The organism is Amedibacillus sp. YH-ame10 (assembly GCF_053848885.1).
On record NZ_JBSPFA010000043.1, the window covers coordinates 1 to 20201 of the forward strand.

The following is a 20201-nucleotide window of genomic DNA, read 5'->3' on the forward strand; positions in this document are numbered from 1 at the left end:
ATTTAACTCTAACACATTGTTGTTTTCCATAGTTAAATTATACCAAAAAAACACGTCTTCCTCTTATGAGATTGACGTGTTTTTTTATGTTATGGCTGTTTCTTATTCGTTACAGCCTCTTTTCGCATATTATTCTTCTTTTATGGTGAATCTACCATCATTTGATGGACTAATCGTTTTCTTTTCTTGAATTTCTTGTATTAGCAAATCTTTTATAAGGAACCCTGTCTTCTCACAAGATATAATATATTCATTTGGTACACTTTCTTCCATAACTGCAATACTATATTCCTTAGCTTTTATGATTTTTTCACCATCACTGGTTTTGATGCTTTTGATTCTGGAACCAGGGTCTGCTGTAGGATCAAACGTTACCTTTAGTCCCGAGAAATAGTAGAACCAACCTGTTATGTTGTTAACTGACATAGAATATTCCAATGTCTTCATTAAGTTTTCACCAGTCATAGTGATCTTCCAAAGTTCTCCCTTTTCACCAAACTTATAGTCAGGCATAACTCTTTGCATATCTACTTCCGTTATACTACCTTTATAAAACTTAGCTGAAACGCCTTTTCCACTGTACAATCCATCTTTTCCATTGTCCATAAACAACGCAAAATCACTCTTACAGGTTGCTCGAATTACATCACTTATAAAATTCCCTGTGTCCATCAAACTGAAATCTTCACTAGCTTCTCCATAAGTATCTTGTTTTTCTTCTCTCGTTGGTTTTTGATTCTCCTTATCTACCATTTCTCCTAATTGTTCTTTCGTGGTTGTACCTTTTAACATACCTTGTAAACCTCGACGTAAGGCAGATTCACTTCTCTCCAAGGTAGGGAAAATTCCATATCGTCCTTGTGCAAGTGTAGTACGCATATCTTCGATTTCCTTGTCTTCAGAAATTTTCGCATCTTTCAAGCTAGAATACATGGTCCCATTTCCACTAGCTAATGCTGCCTGTCCATCTGGAGTACTGATGTAATTCATAACCTTCATTACTTTTTCGTATTTTTCTTCATTCCCTTTATCTTCTAGATGCTTGTTCATACCAATATAACAAACCATATACAATCTTGCCCATGTGCTTTCTGGATTTCGGTTAAAGAATGGCATGATAGCATACTCATCCTTGCTTCCACCTAGCGTTTCGGCCATTTTGATCAATTGTACTGAATCCTCTGTCATTACTGTTCCACGCGTATATAGATTACCTTGTGTATCGTTATAATGTAACTCAAGATCACTTTCTTTGATAATTCCATCATCGATCAACGCTTGAAAAGTATCCACTGCACTACCAAAATGGTCTAAAAACTCGCCATTACCTTCATTATAAGAAGCCATCCAAGATGTATCTTCAGGTTTGCTATAGCTAGTTCCATAATTAAATCCTATAAAAGCAGTATCCAACACCTCATCATTTCCTAATGGCAATTGAAATGCGCGATTCCCTGTTGCTTCAATTTGTTTGCACAAGGCTACAAACTCTGTATAGTTATTGGGTACTTCCCAACCGTTTTCTTCAAACATTGTCTTGTTATATACAATCCCTCGAATAGATGCTGGACCTGGTAAGTAGTATAAATTGTCATTTTCGTCTGCAATGCTATCAAGCATAGAAACGTTATATTTATTCGTAAACGGCATTCCCGACATATCAATCAATCGATCTTTCCAATATTGACTCCCTACATCATAAGGCCAAGTCATAACGATATCTGTCAAATCATCATGTTCTAAACGAGCTTCATACTCTTTTCCTAATGCTGTATTTGCTGTGTAATCACCTACTAGTACAATATCAATATCAGGAAACTCTTTTTCTACCGCTTTTTCAAAATCATAAGTAGTAAATGCATATTTGGTAAGCACCGTAATTTGTGTTCTTCCATCTTCCTTCTTCTTTTGAGTAAGCACATCATTTGTAGAATCTTCTTGATTAGCAGTAGTACAACCACTGATAAAAAGACAAGTCGAAATCATAAACATTATCAATGTGCGTTTTCTCTTGTCTTTTTTTATCATTTACTTATCCTCCGTTTTTTCTTCTTTTGAAAACAGAATTTCCTCGAAATCACAAATTGGCATTGGTTTTGCATATACATATCCCTGTACATAATCACAACCCATAGCACGTAAAGAATCTACTTGATCCCATTCTTCAATACCCTCGGCTACTGTTGTCATCTTTAAAGATTGTGCCATTTCCAATACGCAACTAATAATTGCCTTGGTACGTGGATCGCTTTTAAAATCATTTTTAAAGAATACACGATCCAATTTCAATGTATCCACATGGATGTCTTGAAGTAGGTTTAAAGATGAGTATCCACTACCAAAATCATCCATACTACATCCAAATCCCATCGTGTGTATATCATCGATTACTTTTGCCAAAAACAACGTATCCTCAAAGACCATATTCTCCGTGAATTCTAGTTCTAAATATTTACTTGGGAATGTGTACTTTTCAAATATTTCTCCATAAGTTTTTAAAAAATTTGGATCTTTTAAGTGTGCACGAGAACAATTTATTGATACTTTTACTAATTTTCTGCCAGAATCCTGCCACTTTTGTAATAACATACAAACTTGTTCAAACATCCATAAATCTAAGCGTATAATAAATCCATTTTTCTCGAACAGAGGAATGAAAGCATTCGGAAATATCATGCCATCTTCTTTACTCTGCCACCGTACGAGTGCTTCAGCTCCTCCTATTTTATCATTACTAATCATATATTTGGGTTGTAGGTATACTTTAAACTCATTTTCTTTTAACGCTGAATCCATCATATCTTCCAAATGCTTCTCCAATAACATTTGCGCTCTCGTAGCATCGTCATAATATGCAAAATGAATATAGTCATTCTGCCCATGTACAGTTGTTGAATCACGTAATGATAGTTTTGTACGATCCATCATATCTTCTAAAGCAACATTCTTATCATCTATAACATAAATGCCATATTCCATAACAAAGAGTGGAAATGAATTTAATATTTCTAATGCAACATTACCCATTTCTATACGCCAATCATAAAGGCGCTTTTCCAACTCTTCCTTCTTTGTAAATTTCACTAAGATATGAAAGTTATCAGCGGCTTGATGCCCAATATACTCACCTTCTTCAAGAGAGTGAGATATTCCATCATGAATACTCACAATAATTTGGTCACAAGTAGCACGGCCAAATTGATCATTCAAAACCTTGAATCTTTGAATATTGGTAAATATAAGAGCATAATGTCCTGTCCCATCCTTCAATGCATCTTTCACTAAATCATTAAATCGTTGAATTGTATTTCCCTTCGTTAAAGCATCTACATATGCAATTTGTTCTAGCTTTTTCTTATGACGTGAAAAACTGAAAATGATTATCATCAAGAACATAAAGAATACCAAGAAAATCAACCCTGATATTAGTAATGTATTTCTAAGAAGTAAATTTGATTTTGTATTTACAACAGAGACTGGCACAAATGTGAACAATTCCCAACCATCTAATTTTATTGGGGTGTATACCAAGTATTCATTTGAATCAGCGATTTCAAATTCAAACTGCGATGCTTTTTCTTCCTTCATTGCTTTTCTTAGTTCTTCAATTTTATCTTCGTCATTTAATCCATTGTTCGCCAATGTATTGATAATATTATATCCAAACTTACCAGCAATTGCAGATGAGGAGCGTGTTATAGCTTTCCCCTTCTTATCTACAATATAGGAATATGCTTGCTCGTCAAAGGATGCCATAGATAATAATTGATCAAAACTCTCTGGTTTATAACAAGTAGCAAGTGCCTTCATTTTCTTTCCATTAATGGTCGCATTCAATGGAGTCGCAAAAATCAAGGTCTCTTCATTGTTGATAATTTGTGTTGGCGCAATCATCGCTTTGTTGGGAGTTAGCCTACGAAGAAAAGAATCTCCAGTAATGGAAACTTCTTGCCCCTCAAAATCATATGCCGTGCCACCCTCATCAATCATCATAGCCTTATAAAAGTCCCAATGATTCTCTTGCTGTTTCATGAAAGAACTAACTTGTTCAAATGTGTACCCTTGATTATCTTCTAAAACTTTACGCATCGTTTCTAAAATCGCAAAATTATCAGCGATGGTACGTTCGATATTACTACTGATACGATTCGAGATTTCCCTTAAGTAATGTTCACTCTCATCTTGTACCGTTTGACGTACTTGATTATAGAAGTTAATACAGGCAATTCCCACAATTATGCAAATTACAGTTAAGACTATGACGACTTTTTGAAACGTCCGTTTATCATCGTACGCTTTCTTTAGAAATGTCATAATGACCTCCGAGTAACTTTTTCTACAACAATATCATACCATATAATTCGGCAATTTCTACTCTTTTTACAAAACTAACAACCAATTCTATCGAAAATTATCTCAAATTCGTTTCATTTAACGAAGATAAAAAAAAGCTACAATGCTTTATCATAGCCTTTATGTAAAATATACGAATTCATCTTTTAAAGCTTCTACAACTTCCATTGTCTTTACATATAGAATCGGAACTTCTCCATGATAGCTTTCATCGTATTCCACTTCTATTTGTGCTTCTACTTCCACCCACTGATCCTTTTTCATCTTGTTTGCATTTTTGTAATGGCACAGCAAGCCAATAAGTGAGGTATCATCTGCACAACAAACCATCGCATAACGTCCAAACACAAATACATTACGCATACCTTCCACTTTCGTAGAAATAACCTTGGCTTTTACTCGTACACTCTTCCCCTCATATTTACGAGGATGTTCTAAAGCGTCCATATACCATAAACCATAGTCATCATCCGCAATTTCAATAACATTCTTGTGTAGATCAAATGGCATATCTTCTTCACCGAGTTCTACAATGTTTCCTTCTTTCGTTTCATAAATCAACTGCGCCCCTTTATTAATCGCTTTGATATTATTGCGAAGATACAATTTCTTTGTATCCTCATCACATCGATTAAAAATGATAGTCTCAGAATGAAGGAGTTGATCATAAATCATAGATCGCATATTGTTGATATACATTTCAAAGGAAGACGCATCCACAGTGGATACAATCTGCACTAAGAGCCAATCAAATGGATACTCCACTTGCATAAACGTAGATAAATTCCATGTTCCGTTAAACTCTATCAGTACTCGATCTGGTTCTATAACTGCATCAAGGTTCTTTAAAAATTCATAAGTTAAGTCTTCTTCTTGACTCACATAAATCAAGGTTGTATTCGTTTCCTTAAGAAATGCATCGTCATATTCAACTTCGCCTTCTTCACAAACCAATAACAAAGTTTTTTCATCCATACCAAATCCAGGATCTAATAATGTATCTTTGATTAGTGTGGATTTCCCACTTTCTAAAAATCCAGTAAATAAATAAACAGGGATTGTCATATTACACCACCTTAAACAATGCCTTTAATGCATCGATATCTAATTGTGCACCAATAACACAAAACCTTCCAGTATACGTTGGATTTCCACTACGTATTTCATATTCTTCTGGTACTAAATCAAAATACATCCATTCTTGAGTATCACTTTCTAGCATTCCTTTTGCACGTAAAATTGTTCCATAAGTAGTTCCTTGAGACAACTCTTTTAAAATATATTCCAATTCTTCTCTTGTATATTTTCTTGGAGTTTCACACCCCCAGCTTGTGAACACATCTTCTGCGTGATGATGTTCATGGTGCTCATGATGATCATGTCCACAACAACATTCTTCACCGTGTTCATGATGATGCTCATGATGATCATGTCCACAACAACATTCTTCATCGTGTTCATGATGGTGCTCGTGATGATCATGTCCACAACAACATTCTTCATCGTGTTCATGATGGTGCTCGTGATGATGTCCACACTCTGGGCAAACTTCCTCTTCTAACAAAGTTTTTTCCAATGCATGTGCATGTTCCATAGCTTCTAAAATATCATTCCCATGTAACTTATCCCAAGGCGTAGTAATGATGCTTGCTCCTTCATTATGATGTTTTATTTCATGTACAACTGCTTCAAGTTTTTCTTCTTTTAAATTCTGTGTACGGCTTAATATAATCGTCGTCGCAAATTCAATTTGATTGTTAAAGAATTCCTTAAAATTCTTCATATACATATGGCATTTTTGTGCATCTACAACGGTTGTATAACTATTTAATGTAATATCCACTTCTTCTTGAACATCCTGAACTGCACGAATCACATCGGATAGTTTACCAACGCCAGATGGTTCGATGATAATACGCTCAGGTTGATACTCTTCTAGCACTTTCTTAAGTGCCTGTGAAAAATCCCCTACGAGGGAACAACATATGCACCCTGAGTTCATTTCACGCACTTCAATTCCTGCATCTTCTAAAAATCCACCATCAATTCCAATTTCTCCGAACTCATTTTCAATAAGAACGATTTTTTCTTTATGTAATACATCTTCTATAAGCTTCTTAATTAGCGTTGTTTTACCCGCGCCTAAAAATCCAGAAATAATATCAATCTTTGTCATTTTTATTAGCCTTCTTTCACAATTTACTATCTATATAATTCCCAACATTTCATAGTATAACACTAAACCTAGTCTACTTTCAAATCAAACGAAATTTTGAAATTAAGTCGCAAATCATTTTCAGAAACAAAGGAACATGCTATACTTATTTAGGTAATCTTACGATAGAAAAGGTGATAAATATGAAACATTCTATACTTCGTGTAAACAGTCTTCCTAATTTATATAAACATTGTTCAAAAATACAATTATTACATATTGAACTACAAAACAACGGCGTTGATGATGACCCCGCTTTTGTACAAGCTTACCTTGATTATGTGCGTGAACAAATGTATTCTTCTATCGAAGGAAATAATGTAACTGCACAAGCATCAAAAGTGATTTCAAGGAACGAAAGCTTTGTAATTTTCAAATCAAACGTAAATAAACGTATGATGTTGGATGAACTTCATGCCTTATTTGCAGAGTTAGCTGAGTATTGTGATAATAAAATTGCTATCTTCTATCAATTTATGGACGCAACTATCTATTTAGATGGAAAAGCTGCTAGTATATTTCATAATGTAGATGGCAAAGATGAAATACAAAACGTTGAAGCTTATATCACAGGGAAAATTGAGTATGATGGAAAAGCTAGACCTCGTGGAAAACATCTATCAACAATGAGCCAATATCATGATATTTATGATCGTATGCCGAAAAAAACAAGTACATCTACCGTTATCACAAAAGAAAAAGAATCTATAGCTTCAAATGATGTTGATGTTGAATATTGTATCTAAAGTGCGTTTGCACTTTTTTATTTTTCTATGAACATGCTATAATAGTCCCACAAAAGGAAGTGATATTATGTCTACATATCTTATACCCATAGAAACCGCAATACTTACATTCCCAATAATAGCCGCCATCATGACGATTCCCTACCTCCTTGTACAGTATCGTAAATATGGTTCTATTTTGCCTTTGCGAGTAGCGATTGTATACTCTTTTGTCTTTTATCTATTGGTTGCTTATTTCTTAGTTATATTACCACTTCCACCGATTGAAGAAGTTGCACAATACACATCGCCTACTACCCAACTCATTCCTTTCGAATGCATACGTGAATTTAGTATGTCTTCCTCTTTGGTATTACAAGATTCTTCTACCTATCTAAAAGCACTCAATGAACCAAGTTTGTTCCTTATCTTATTCAATATTTTATTAACTGTGCCTTTTGGTATGTATTTACGATATTACTTTGCTTGTTCTTGGAAAAAAACTCTATTGTTTTCTTTCCTTTTATCATTATCCTTTGAATGTATACAACTAAGTGCTTTGTTTGGTATTTATCCTAGACCATATCGTCTCTTCGATGTAGATGACCTTATTAATAATACGTTAGGTGGTGGTTTGGGCTATATGTTAACACCACTTATCTCTTGGTTTTTACCAAGTCGTTCCACATTAGATGAAACAAGCATGTTAAAGGGAAGACAGGTATCCTCCTTAAGAAGAATATGTGCATTCTTTATTGATTTCATAATTGTGGCTCTAGCAAGCGCAATTACATTATTCATAGGATATATTATGAATTTCATAGATGCATCTTCTATAAGTACAAATATCTTATACATATACGCAATATTCGTAGTCCTATTTATCATCATATTCTCTATTATCTTTAAGGGGAAAACACTTGGAAAAGCACTTGTAAAGATACGTTTGGTGAGTGGAGAATCTACACTACTAAAATGGTATCAACATATCATACACTATGTAGTTTTATATTTATGTATCCTACCAATGCCTTATATAATTTTTTTAAATCTCCTTGATTATTTTGATATAACAACATCTAGTTTCTCTATTTCTATACTTCTTATCGCTCTTATGATTGTATTCTATATAGTTTCTCTTATTCAATGTGTTCGTTCTTTATTTGTGAAAGAACATTATGCATGGTATGACAAGCATTGGAAACTTCATAATATTTCTACAATTCCTTATGAGGAAACAGACGATAACGTTGAAATAGAAGATGTACATGATGGTTGTATAGAAAAAACAAACCCAAATACTTGAGTTTGTTTTTTTTATTCTTGAACTTTTAGAACGTACTTATTCTTTCCATCCCTTACATACATCCACCCAAATAGCACCTTCTATAAGAGTTTCTAAATCCTCCATTGTACAGCGTATGGCAGAATTGCTACTTCCACATGCAGGATAAATATAATCAAAGCGTTTCATAGACACATCCAAATAAATCTTTGTTTCTTTTGGTATTGCAAAGGGACATACACCACCAATGGTATGATTAGTATATCGTTCAACTTCTTCTGGTTTCAACATTTTTGCCTTTACTTTGAAATACTCTTTAAAAGCATGATTATCAATTTTACAATCTCCTGCACACACGACAATAACTGCATGATCTTCCACAAGGAAGGAGAGTGATTTTGCGATACGCTCTGGTTGTGTAGATAATGCCTGTGCTGCCAATTCTACCGTTGCACTAGAAGTATCCAATTCTATGATATCCTTATCTCGTCCATAAGCTTTTAAATATTCTCTTACAATTTCAATTGCCATTACGATACCTCCAAACTTTGTAATTCATTGTACAACCTTACTACCTTGTTTGTAAAGTTCAAGATAAAAAGGCACCAACCTATTTTCTTAGGTTAATGCCATTGTGGCTAAATTTATCTTTTTTCAATTTATACGTTGCTAATCATTCATGTTAACATTAGATATTAAATACTTTGCTTTATCGTAGTCTGTTTTTTTAACTTTGAATTTATATATAGTGGATGATTTATAGCCTTCTCTAACCGGCCCATTTCTTCCACCTAATGGAGCACGATCAATGGTGGTTACATCATATGCAATACCATTGCCACTTAGTATATCTCTTATTTCAAACTGAGCTCTTATGGACATGGTTAGACAAAGCTCTTTTTTATTGAATATTATCATATGCTATATCAATGCTACAAAATCTCCCCATGAATACACGTATGCCCATCCGTGATTTGGAGAAATCGCTTTTCCTTTAGCTGATATTACACTCGTCATAGAAGCCAACAAAACAACACACATCATATAAGAAATTAATTTTTTCATCCATTCGTTCTCCTGTTCTTATAAATATGAATTATATAAACAAAAGGGTATATCTAATTTGATTATACCAAATAAGGTTGCTTCATAATGTCTTTTCACCCTCAACACCTCTTCCCTTCGTGCTGTATCTATTATAATCATAGCACATTTTTTGTTTTTACAATTTGAACTTTTATAAAGAGCTTTAAACCGAAGATTAATTCTCTTCAATTACAACTCATTCATATAGTCTCTACCAGATAACTATATAACTTTATTTACACAGCACTACTTATGTTTCTTCGACAATTTTCCTCATACAATTTATTCTAAATGTCTTTTTGATAAAAGTCGTTTTAAAAAGAACAACGTATGTACAATTTTACTATAGTTCACTCTTGTAATACCTACATGAAAATCCAATTTCTTACTTATCTAGTTTAAAAACAAACTAAGGAACATAAGATTCTATTGCACTTGCAATCCTGATTATACATCATACTATGTTCACTTTAGATAAAGGTATAAGAAAAGACTGTCAATGTAATATCAACAGTCCAAATTCATCTTTAGATGAGTTGTTCTTATTCAAATGATGATGTATAGTTGAATGTAAATTCATCACCATTCCCTATCTCAAGTTCACTAGCTCCATCACATTGCCCAGTTGCTTGACATGATTTGTTGTTGCTTGATTCATACAACCACCAAGGTCCTTTATTAAAATCCTCAGTTTTCACACCCTTCATTCCCATGATGGTCTTCCCATATTGTCCATCTTCCATTTCTACTTCTAAATCTTTTGCTTTTTCAAGGAAGTCCGCAAGAGTTTTTACTTCACCGTTTACTGTAACATCACCTTTAAATAGCTCTTTGTTATTTACAGCATCTTTCACTGTAATATTTAATGTAATTTCTTGGCTCTTTGTTTCTTCTTTTTTGTCGCCTGCTGAGCAACCTCCTAAAATCAATACAGATACTAATAATAATGCACTAATAATTTTTTTCATAATGTAATCTCCCTTCGATTTTTTTCAATACTACATAGATAGGCTTATAACATATAAAACAGGTAATACCGGATACAACTCCTTGAATAAGAGAAGTTTTTAATCCGGCTAGGATATAAAGCATTGTAATTTTATCAGATACTAACATAAACGGTAACTGTACAAGTTGACCTGTTAGAAATGATAAAAAGGCACATAACATTACAATGACTATAAAATGAGTACGCAGGTAAGGTTTCAAACATCCAATAAGTAAACTATAGATAGGATATATCAACACATACATGATAGACCAAGGTGTGACACCTTGCATACTAAAATTGATAATTCCAAAGACAATTGCGCCTAGAACAGCAACTCTTGTCTGAAATACCATAGAGAATAAAAGTACGGTTAATGTAATACATTCTAGATATAATACAAACGAAAAAGATGTGAACATAACGAATTCCAATGCGCCAATAACTGCGATGAAACATAACTCTCTAACTTTCATAACTGCGGCTGACAAATTCTCTTTCCATATGTAGTTCATACTTATTCTCATATAAACACATCATAAAACATGTATTTGATAATAAGTTCATAAAATCAAACAACGTTGATTCAATCGAAAAACCCTCACGTTCAATCTGATGCATGATACGAATCACAGCTTTTACATCAGCTCTAATTTTATGTAAATAACTTGCACCTATACAGCCATCAGGTAAAACGAAATGCTTCATTTCTACATAATAACGTTCATATATTTCTTTTAGTTGTTGTACTTCCAATTGCTGGATTGCACATTTGCCACGAATTGATCCATTGGCATGATATACAAGCTCAATCAATTGAACGATATCGCTTTGCGTAATATGTTTTACATAATGACGCGCAATTGATAAGGAACTAGCAAGCTGATCACTCGCAATTTCATAATCGCAACGATGATCTTCTTCTTTCAAAAAACTATATGCACAAAATTCCATTGACATCCTTTTCACCACCTTTCTTAATACTCAACACCCTTACGCGCTTGCAAGCCTTTTTCATAGGGGTGTTGTTTCATAACAACCTCGGTTTCATAATCCGCACATTCTTTTAATTTCGCAGAAGGATTTCTTCCCGTTAAAACAATCTCACATTGTCGTTTCGCTCTAGAAACATATTTCAAAAAACTTTCCTCATCAATGATGTGTAAATTCAACACATCCAAGATTTCATCAAGGATTACACAATCGTATTGTGAACTTTGACTTTCTGCAATTTGAAATAGTAACCACTGTGCTCTTTCGCATGCAGTTTTTTCTTCCTGATCCATTTGAAAATAAAACTTTTGAGGTAATTCAATTGCATGTGTCGTCACGTTTTCAAAACTATCCATTGCCTTCATTTCCCCACTATCTCCATTTTTAAGAAATTGTAGAATCAAAACTTTCTTGTCATGTCCTGCCATTCGTAGTGCCATACCAAAAGCAGATGTTGTCTTTCCTTTTCCATTACCATGAATGATATGTAGCATAAGACCCTCCTTGTATAAAAAAAGTCCTTTTCCAATACAGCATAAAAAGGACTGATAGCTCAGTTATCACATCTTTATACTCCGTAAAGTGCTTGTTATGTAATCATAGCTGTATTCCGGCTCAACTTCATTGTAACTGCAACCTTCCCAGGATTTACCCAGTGGTTTTATCTGCAGAACTCCATTTTACGGCGGCGGGACCGCTCAGGTTTTTCACCTGATTCCAATATCTACCATTACGATTCTTTTTTTATACGTTGACATTATAGCATAACTTCTTTTGTCTGTCTTTGGAATAAGAAATTTAACCTATTAAAAGAGTGGATTTTCCTTTGAAAATCAATAAAATTCTTACATTTTGATGAAAATTGTAAAAAACACTTATTTATTTCAAAAACTTTCATGAAAACATTGATTTTATTATCAAAAAACGGTATCATCTTAACATAGATAATTATATAGAAAAGAGGGAAATTATGAAAAAAGTATTAGGAGGATTGGTCTTTTGTCTTGCATTAGCGGGATGTGGATCTGATAAAAGTAGCGAACCAGTAGATAAAGATAAAACTTTTACGATTGGTATCGTTCAACACAACACACACCCTGCACTTGATGATGCAGTGAAGGGGTTCAAAGAAGCTTTAGAGAAAAAGGATATCAAAGTGAAGTTTGTAGAAAAGAATGCACAGGGTGATAAGGGTACCAATGATTTGATTGCGAAGCAGTTTGTATCTGATGGGGTGGATTTGATTTATGCGGTTGCTACACCAAGTGCTACGGCTGCATTGAATGCTACAAATGGAAAAGATACGCCAATTATCTTCAACGCTGTAACAGATGCAGAAGACGCAAAATTGGTTAAGAGCAACGATAAACCTGGTGGAAATATTACTGGTGTATCAGATGCAGCTCCACTTGAACAACAGTTGAAATTGATTCGTGAAGTTTTACCAAATGCGAAAACGATTGGTATGATGTACAACATTGGAGAACCAAACGGGAAATTGCAAGTTGAACAAGTTGAAAAGCTTGCTTCTAAATATAACTTTACAATTCAAGTAAAAGGTATCTCACAAGGTTCTGAAATAGCAAGTGCTGCACAACAGTTAGCTGAATCAAGTGATTGTATCTATAACATTACAGATAACATGATTGCTTCTAACTCTGCTGCGATTGCGGATAAAGCAACTGCTCAGAAGATTCCTGTATTTGCTGCAGAAGAAGGGCAAATGGTAGGAAGTGGTATCATGGCAAGTGATTCTATCTCTTATAAGAAATTAGGAGAACAAGCTGCAGAAATGACATACAACATTCTTGTCAAAGGGGAAAAGACAGAATCAATGGCTGTACAAACTGCACAAAGTACAAGTTTGATAATCAACAAAAAAGTTATGGAATCTTTAGGGATTACAATTCCTGAAGATTTAGCAAAACGCGCAACCTATATGGAAAAGTAAAGAAGGAGGGATACTATGTATAAGAAGTTAATTTCTACAATTGCAGTATGTCTGCTTTTGACTGGATGTGGTAGTTCTACGGATAAAGAAACAAATAGTGATTCAAAAGATAAAACCTACACAATCGGTATTGTCCAACATATGACACATGGTTCTTTGGATGCGGCTGTTAAAGGCTTCAAAGATTATTTAAACGAAAAAGGAATCGAAGTAAAATTTATTGAAAAGAATGCACAAGGAGATAAAGGTACCAACGATTTAATTACACAACAGTTTGTATCAGATAAAGTAGATTTAATTTATGCAGTTGCGACACCTAGTGCTACAGCAGCAGTAAACTCTACTATTGGAAAAGATACTCCTGTATTATTCAATGCAGTGACTGATCCTGTAGATGCACAATTAGTAAAAAGCATGGAAAAACCAGGAGCAAATATCACTGGAGTTTCTGATGCAGCACCTCTTGAAAAACAGATTCAATTAATTCGGGATTTTTTACCAGATGCAAAAACAATCGGTATGATTTATAATATCGGTGAGCCAAATGGAAAAATCCAAGTAGAACAAGTAAAAGAACTTGCTCCTAAATATGGATTTACAGTAGAAGAAAAAGGAATCTCACAAACATCTGAAATCGCAACTGCTGCACAACAGTTAGCAGATAGCGTAGATTGTATCTACAATATCACAGATAATTCAGTTGTTGCCGCAACGCCATCCATCACGGATAAAGCAAACGCTAAAAACAAACCAGTATTTGCTGCAGAAGATGGACAAATGGAATCAGGATTGCTTGCAAGTGACTCTATTAGCTACACAAAACTTGGTGAACAAGCAGGGGCGATGGCATATGATATTTTAGTAAATGGTAAAAAGCCAAAAGATATGCCAGTACAAACTGCAAAAGATACAGCGCTTTATATCAACAAAGAAGTCGCAAAGAAATTAGGTATAACAATACCAGAGGAACTTGCGAAACGTGCAACGTATACAGACAAATAAGTAGGTGAAGAAATGGATTTTATGTTAGATGTACTCGTACAAGGACTTGCGTATGGTATCTTAGCCATCGGAGTTCTATTGACGTATCAAGTCTTAGATTATGCAGACTTGACCGTTGAGGGAAGCTTCCCTCTTGGTGCCGCAGCTGGTGCCATTTGTATCACCAATGGGTGGAACCCATTTGTTTCTTTAATTATTGCGTTTATTGCGGGTATCATCGCCGGATATGCAACAGGATTCTTACATGTGAAGTTTAAAATATCTTCCCTATTGAGTGGAATTCTAGTTATGACTGCTTTATATTCTATCAACTTAATTGTTGCTGGAAATGTATCTCAGATCAACTTATTTACTTATGATACGATGTTTACTTATGGGGATGGAATTGCATCTACCCTTGGACTAAGTGAAGGTGCTGCAGAAACCTTTATTCGCTTTTGGCCAGTACTCATCTTATCAGTATTAGCATTAGCAATGAAATTTATGTTAGACTGGTTTTTATCCACAAAATATGGTTTCTTAATGCGTATTACTGGAGACAACCCACAACTTATCGCAACTCTTGGAAAAGATATTGGTTGGATTAAAATGAATGGTTTAGCTATTTCTAATGGATACGCAGCGCTATCTGGTGCTGTAGTTGCCCAGTTGCTTCGTTCATTTGATGCTCAAATGGGTGCAGGTATGATTGTTCTTGGTCTTGCTTCTGTAATTATGGGTGTTACTTTATTCAAACGTTTCAAATTTGTTTCCTTTACATTCAGTGTTATTCTAGGTGCTATCACCTATCGTTTAGCAATCGCAGTATCTTTGAAATTTGGCCTTCCCCCAACGTATTTACGTCTAATGATGGCTCTTATCTTCATTGCTGTATTGATTTTGGGAAATGGCGTAATGGGAAAATTCTTCCATCGCGACGCAAGGAATTGAGGTGGATGCAATGTTAAAAATTCAACACGTCAGAAAGACTTTTAATAAAAATAGTGCGAATGAAGTTATCTTATTTACTGATTTGAATGTGGAAATCAACGAAGGTGAATTTGTCACCATCATCGGTTCAAATGGTTCTGGTAAATCAACATTCTTTAATATTATTAGTGGAAATATCCAACAAGATACTGGTACACTAACATTTAAAGGTAATGATATTTCAAGAATTCCTGAACATAAACGTTCACAATTTATTGGACGCGTATTTCAAGATCCACAAAAAGGTACTGCCCCTTCCCTAACCATCCTTGAAAATATGGCGATGGCCTACAACAAAGGAAAATCATATGGTTTAACAAAGGGTGTAGATAAGTCACTAATTCCTTTATTTAAGGAAGAGTTAGAAAAAATGCAATTGGGTTTAGAAGATAAAATGATGGTGAAAGTTGGAGCCTTATCTGGTGGACAACGACAAGCATTATCGCTTCTTATGGCAACCTTGATTCGTCCAGATATTTTATTACTAGATGAACATACTGCTGCACTAGATCCTAAGACGAGTGATTTGATCATTCAACTAACAGATAAATTAGTAAGTGAAAAAAAGATGACAAGTATTATGATTACGCATAACTTGAAACATGCTATCACTTATGGTGATCGTCTCTTAATGTTCCATAAAGGACAAGTAATTATGGACATTAAAAAAGAAGAAAAGAAAACACTTACTGTAGAAAAGCTAATTGAAAAATTCAACTCTCTAAATATGCTAGATGCTTTAGATGATGAACTTGCATTTAGTGCAAACTAAAAAACAATAATCGAATCGTACATACGTTGCGATTCTTTTTTATACCCATAATTACTTTATCTCTATAGTATACTCTAATGAAAACGTCTAAAAAATGTAAGCGTTTAAATTCACATCTTATTTCTATTGGTTTCTCATTTGATTCGCGTTATACTTTAAGTAACAAGCAGCCGCTATGGAGGTAGAACATGAGCAGATTAACGATTATGACAACGACGCAAGCGCAACGTGTCATAGAAGATTTGTATAAAGACCTTGAAAGAAGGATTGTAGCCAGTCCTCCTGGTTTATGTCCAGTAGATATGGCAAGTGCTTTCTTAAAATTGTGTCACGCACAGACATGTGGAAAGTGTGTTCCTTGTCGTGTAGGATTGGCACAATTACAAAGTTTGATTGATGATGTATTGGATGGAAATGCGACATCAAATACAATCGATTTGATTGAAAAAACAGCACAAATCATTTGTGATAGTGCAGATTGCGCCATAGGATATGAAGCAGCAAATATGGTGTTGCATGGTATTAAAGGATTTCGTTATGACTATGAAGAACATATTTTACATGGTCGCTGTACATGTAGTTTAAATCAACCTGTGCCTTGTGTTTCGATGTGTCCTGCAGGAGTTGATATCCCTGGATACATTGCCTTAATTGGAGAAGAAAATCATAAAGATGCTGTGCGCTTAATTCGAAAGGACAATCCGTTCCCTTCCGTATGTGCATTTATATGCGAGCATCCTTGTGAAGCAAGATGTCGAAGAAACATGTTAGATGACTCCATTAACATTAGAGGATTAAAACGTTTCGCAGTGGATGAAGCAGGAAAAGTTCCTGCTGAAACATGTGCACCAAAGACAGGTAAGAAAGTTGCCATTGTAGGCGGTGGTCCTGGAGGATTAAGTGCCGCTTACTATTTACAAGAGATGGGACATCAATGCACAATCTTTGAAAAACGTAAGAAATTAGGAGGAATGCTTCGTTATGGTATACCTAACTATCGACTTCCTAGAACGCGATTAGATGATGAAATTGATACGATCTTATCCACTGGTGTAAACGTTCATACAGAAGTAGACATTGGAAAAGAAATAACTTTGCTAGACCTTACTAACCAATACGATGCTGTGTATTTGGCGATTGGTGCACAAACAGATAAAAAAGTAGGAATCCCTGGAGAAGAAGGAGAAAATGTCATTTCTGCAGTATCTATGCTACGTGATATTGGAGATGATATCATGCCTGATTTCACTGGACAACGTGTTTTGGTTATTGGTGGTGGAAACGTTGCGATGGATGTTGCGAGAAGTAGCAAACGTGCCGGAGCTTCTATGGTTGGCATTGCATATCGAAGAAGGAAAGAAGACATGACTGCCCTTCCTGATGAAGTGGATGGAGCCATAGCAGAAGGATGCGAATTATTGCAGTTAGAAGCACCTGTTCGTATTGAACTTGACGAGCACAACAAAGTAGTTGCCTTATGGACACAACCTCAAATTATCGGTATGCATAAAAATGGACGTCCTGCCCCAATGAACGCAAATCTACCAGAAAGACGTATTCCATGTGATATTGTTGTTGTGGCTATCGGACAAGGAATTGAAAGTCAAAAATTTGCAGAAGAAGGTGTTCCTGTAAAACATGGTGCAATTGATGCCTTAGATCATAGTGGTATCAATTCCATGGAAGGAATCTTTGCCGGAGGAGACTGTGTAACAGGTCCTGCTACCGTCATACGTGCAATTGCTGCAGGAAAAGTAGCTGCCGCTAACATCGATGAGTATCTTGGATATAATCATATCATCTCATGTGATGTAGAAATACCTGAAGCAAACTTCGCGGATCGTCCAAATTGTGGACGTGTACAATTAAAAGAAAGAGATATGAATCGTAGTGCTGATTTTGAGCCTATCGAATTCAATATGACACGAGAAGAAGCTATGCAAGAATGTGGCAGATGCTTACGTTGTGATCATTTTGGATTTGGCGTATTTAAAGGAGGTCGAGCAACAAAATGGTAACCCTAACAATTGATAAACAAACCATTTCATGTGATGAGCATTTGACCATCATGGAAGCTGCTAAATTAGCACATATAGATATCCCTCATTTATGTTATTTGAAAGGTATCAATGATATTGGCGCATGTAGAGTATGCGTTGTAGAATTAGAAGGTAAAAACAAATTAATAACAGCATGCAATACCGTTGTTCGAGATGGCATGGTGTTATTCACCAACTCACCTAAAGTAAGAGATACACGAAGAACCAATATACAGTTGATACTTTCTCAACATGATTGTGAATGTGCCTACTGTTCAAGAAGTGGAAACTGTTCCTTACAAACCATAAGCAATGATCTTGGAATCACCAAACTACCTTATGAAAAACATGTAAGTTATCTCCCTTGGAATCCGAATTTCCCATTGATTCGTGAAGCAAACAAATGCATCAAATGCATGCGCTGTATACAAATTTGCGATAAGATACAAAATCTACAAGTGTGGGATGTGTCTGGAACTGGTTCACGTACAACTGTTAACGTATCTAATAATCGCAAAATAGAAGATGCAGATTGTTCTTTATGTGGACAATGCATAACACATTGCCCTGTAAACGCCCTTCATGTGCGTGAAGATACAGAAACAGTCTTTGATGCATTTAACGATCCTAATAAGATTACAGTAGTACAAATTGCTCCTGCAGTTCGTGTTGCTTGGGGAGAACAATTAGGATTAAGCAGAGAAGAAGCAACCATAGAACGCTTAGCTTGTGCCTTCAAGAAAATGGGTGCGGACTATGTATTTGATACAGATTTTGCGGCAGACTTGACCATTATGGAAGAAGCCAATGAATTTTTAGAACGCTTTACCCATGGCGAATTAAAAGAAATGCCGATGTTTACTTCTTGTTGTCCTGGATGGGTTCGCTTTTTGAAATCACAGTTTCCTGAATATGTACCTTATCTATCTACTTCAAAATCACCACATCAAATGTTTGGCGCAATTACAAAAACATATCTAGCACAAAAGCTAAATATTGACCCTAAACAACTCTACGTCATTTCGATTATGCCTTGTGTTGCAAAGAAGCATGAAATAGAACTACCAAACATGAATGATTCTGGATACAAAGATGTAGACGTTGTATTAACGACTCGTGAAATTGTACGTATGATTCGTGCAGAACACATTGATGTGGCTTCCTTACAAGAGACTACATTAGATGATCCATTAGGTACTGCAAGTGGTGCTGGTGTTATCTTTGGCGCAACTGGCGGTGTAATGGAGGCCGCATTACGCAGTGCATATTATTTCCTTACCAAAGAAAATGCACCAATTGAGGCATTTAAAGAGGTTCGTGGTATGGAAGCATGGAAAGAAGCAAACTTTGAAATACAAGGAACTACTGTTCGTACTGCTGTCGTAAGTGGATTAGGAAACACTCGTAAGCTCATGGAAGCTATGCGTCGCAAAGAAGTATCCTACGACTTTGTAGAAGTAATGGCATGTCCTGGAGGATGTAGTGGTGGAGGTGGACAACCAATTTGGGATGGTCAAGAAATGGCCTCAATACGTGCTCAATCACTTTACCAACTAGATGACCACGCGACTCTAAGATTTTCTCATGAAAACCCTAAAGTACAAGCATTGTATGACGAATTTCTAGAGAAGCCTTTATCTCCTTTAGCAGAGAGATTACTTCATACAGATCATACGGCATGGAACATGCCTAGTGATAAATAAATCGAGTAGAGACTAATAATCATTAATGTTATTTCGTCCCTCTCACACCACCGTACGTACGGGTCTCGTATACGGCGGTTCAGTATTTTACTTGTTTATAGTAATCTGTAAAGAAAATAT

19 protein-coding genes and 1 riboswitch are annotated in these 20201 nt (G+C 35.3%); of the genes, 8 read left to right on the forward strand and 11 right to left on the reverse strand.

Features of this window, described 5'->3' with window-relative positions; genetic code table 11:
* Positions 1-129 precede the first annotated feature (129 nt).
* The 4 genes from ACWG42_RS13770 to ACWG42_RS13785 form a co-directional block, all read right to left on the reverse strand.
* A complete protein-coding gene (locus ACWG42_RS13770; protein ID WP_455793137.1) occupies positions 130-2028 on the reverse strand; it encodes a 5'-nucleotidase C-terminal domain-containing protein in 1899 nt (632 codons plus the stop codon).
* Entirely contained in the window at positions 2029-4314 is a 2286-nt protein-coding gene (locus ACWG42_RS13775) for a bifunctional diguanylate cyclase/phosphodiesterase (protein ID WP_455793138.1), read from the reverse strand.
* 159 nt (positions 4315-4473) lie between these two features.
* Positions 4474-5418 carry a TIGR03943 family putative permease subunit gene (locus ACWG42_RS13780; protein ID WP_455793139.1) on the reverse strand — a complete coding sequence of 315 codons (945 nt, stop codon included), beginning with the start codon at positions 5416-5418 and terminating at the stop codon, positions 4474-4476.
* 1 nt (position 5419) lies between these two features.
* Positions 5420-6529 (reverse strand): CobW family GTP-binding protein, encoded by a 1110-nt coding sequence (locus ACWG42_RS13785; RefSeq protein ID WP_455793140.1) that lies wholly within the window; start codon positions 6527-6529, stop codon positions 5420-5422.
* A 182-nt stretch (positions 6530-6711) separates the two neighbouring features.
* Here ACWG42_RS13785 and ACWG42_RS13790 point away from each other — a divergent pair, with 182 nt between their 5' ends.
* Positions 6712-7314, forward strand: a complete 603-nt coding sequence (locus ACWG42_RS13790; protein WP_455793141.1) for a hypothetical protein — start codon at positions 6712-6714, stop codon at positions 7312-7314.
* Between the two features lie 67 nt (positions 7315-7381).
* Positions 7382-8599: a VanZ family protein gene (locus ACWG42_RS13795; protein ID WP_455793142.1), complete on the forward strand. Its 1218-nt coding sequence runs from the start codon at positions 7382-7384 to the stop codon at positions 8597-8599.
* Positions 8600-8635: 36 nt separating this feature from the next.
* On the opposite strand, the gene ACWG42_RS13800 is transcribed toward ACWG42_RS13795, so the two are convergent.
* The 7 genes from ACWG42_RS13800 to ACWG42_RS13830 form a co-directional block, all read right to left on the reverse strand.
* Positions 8636-9109 (reverse strand): YbaK/EbsC family protein, encoded by a 474-nt coding sequence (locus tag ACWG42_RS13800; RefSeq protein ID WP_455793143.1) that lies wholly within the window; start codon positions 9107-9109, stop codon positions 8636-8638.
* A 138-nt stretch (positions 9110-9247) separates the two neighbouring features.
* Complete coding sequence (locus ACWG42_RS13805) at positions 9248-9460, reverse strand: hypothetical protein (RefSeq protein ID WP_455793144.1); 213 nt, start codon at positions 9458-9460, stop codon at positions 9248-9250.
* A 39-nt stretch (positions 9461-9499) separates the two neighbouring features.
* On the reverse strand, positions 9500-9643 hold the full coding sequence (locus ACWG42_RS13810) for a hypothetical protein (RefSeq protein ID WP_455793145.1): 144 nt from the start codon (positions 9641-9643) through the stop codon (positions 9500-9502).
* 563 nt (positions 9644-10206) lie between these two features.
* Complete coding sequence (locus ACWG42_RS13815; RefSeq protein WP_455793146.1) at positions 10207-10632, reverse strand: hypothetical protein; 426 nt, start codon at positions 10630-10632, stop codon at positions 10207-10209.
* The gene (locus ACWG42_RS13820; protein ID WP_455793147.1) at positions 10616-11167 is read right to left on the reverse strand and encodes a cytochrome B; all 552 of its coding nucleotides are present in this window, start codon (positions 11165-11167) and stop codon (positions 10616-10618) included. The genes ACWG42_RS13815 and ACWG42_RS13820 overlap by 17 nt, the downstream gene beginning before the upstream one ends.
* On the reverse strand, positions 11118-11612 hold the full coding sequence (locus ACWG42_RS13825) for an ATP:cob(I)alamin adenosyltransferase (protein ID WP_455793148.1): 495 nt from the start codon (positions 11610-11612) through the stop codon (positions 11118-11120). The genes ACWG42_RS13820 and ACWG42_RS13825 overlap by 50 nt, the downstream gene beginning before the upstream one ends.
* Positions 11613-11629: 17 nt before the next feature.
* Complete coding sequence (locus ACWG42_RS13830) at positions 11630-12139, reverse strand: cob(I)yrinic acid a,c-diamide adenosyltransferase (protein ID WP_455793149.1); 510 nt, start codon at positions 12137-12139, stop codon at positions 11630-11632.
* Between the two features lie 90 nt (positions 12140-12229).
* A riboswitch (cobalamin riboswitch) is annotated at positions 12230-12392 on the reverse strand.
* Positions 12393-12615: 223 nt separating this feature from the next.
* On the opposite strand from ACWG42_RS13830, the gene ACWG42_RS13835 reads away from it, so the two are divergent.
* The 6 genes from ACWG42_RS13835 to ACWG42_RS13860 all read left to right on the forward strand — a co-directional run bounded on the left by ACWG42_RS13835 (position 12616) and on the right by ACWG42_RS13860 (position 20081).
* Positions 12616-13596 (forward strand): ABC transporter substrate-binding protein, encoded by a 981-nt coding sequence (locus tag ACWG42_RS13835; RefSeq protein ID WP_455793150.1) that lies wholly within the window; start codon positions 12616-12618, stop codon positions 13594-13596.
* A 15-nt stretch (positions 13597-13611) separates the two neighbouring features.
* Positions 13612-14598, forward strand: a complete 987-nt coding sequence (locus ACWG42_RS13840; RefSeq protein WP_455793151.1) for an ABC transporter substrate binding protein — start codon at positions 13612-13614, stop codon at positions 14596-14598.
* A 12-nt stretch (positions 14599-14610) separates the two neighbouring features.
* A complete protein-coding gene (locus ACWG42_RS13845) occupies positions 14611-15528 on the forward strand; it encodes an ABC transporter permease (protein WP_455793152.1) in 918 nt (305 codons plus the stop codon).
* Positions 15529-15538: 10 nt separating this feature from the next.
* Positions 15539-16339 (forward strand): ABC transporter ATP-binding protein, encoded by an 801-nt coding sequence (locus tag ACWG42_RS13850; RefSeq protein ID WP_455793153.1) that lies wholly within the window; start codon positions 15539-15541, stop codon positions 16337-16339.
* 188 nt (positions 16340-16527) lie between these two features.
* Positions 16528-18357: an NAD(P)-binding protein gene (locus ACWG42_RS13855; RefSeq protein WP_455793154.1), complete on the forward strand. Its 1830-nt coding sequence runs from the start codon at positions 16528-16530 to the stop codon at positions 18355-18357.
* Positions 18351-20081: a [FeFe] hydrogenase, group A gene (locus tag ACWG42_RS13860; RefSeq protein WP_455793155.1), complete on the forward strand. Its 1731-nt coding sequence runs from the start codon at positions 18351-18353 to the stop codon at positions 20079-20081. Before ACWG42_RS13855 ends, ACWG42_RS13860 begins: the two co-directional genes overlap by 7 nt.
* The last annotated feature ends 120 nt before the right edge of the window (positions 20082-20201 follow it).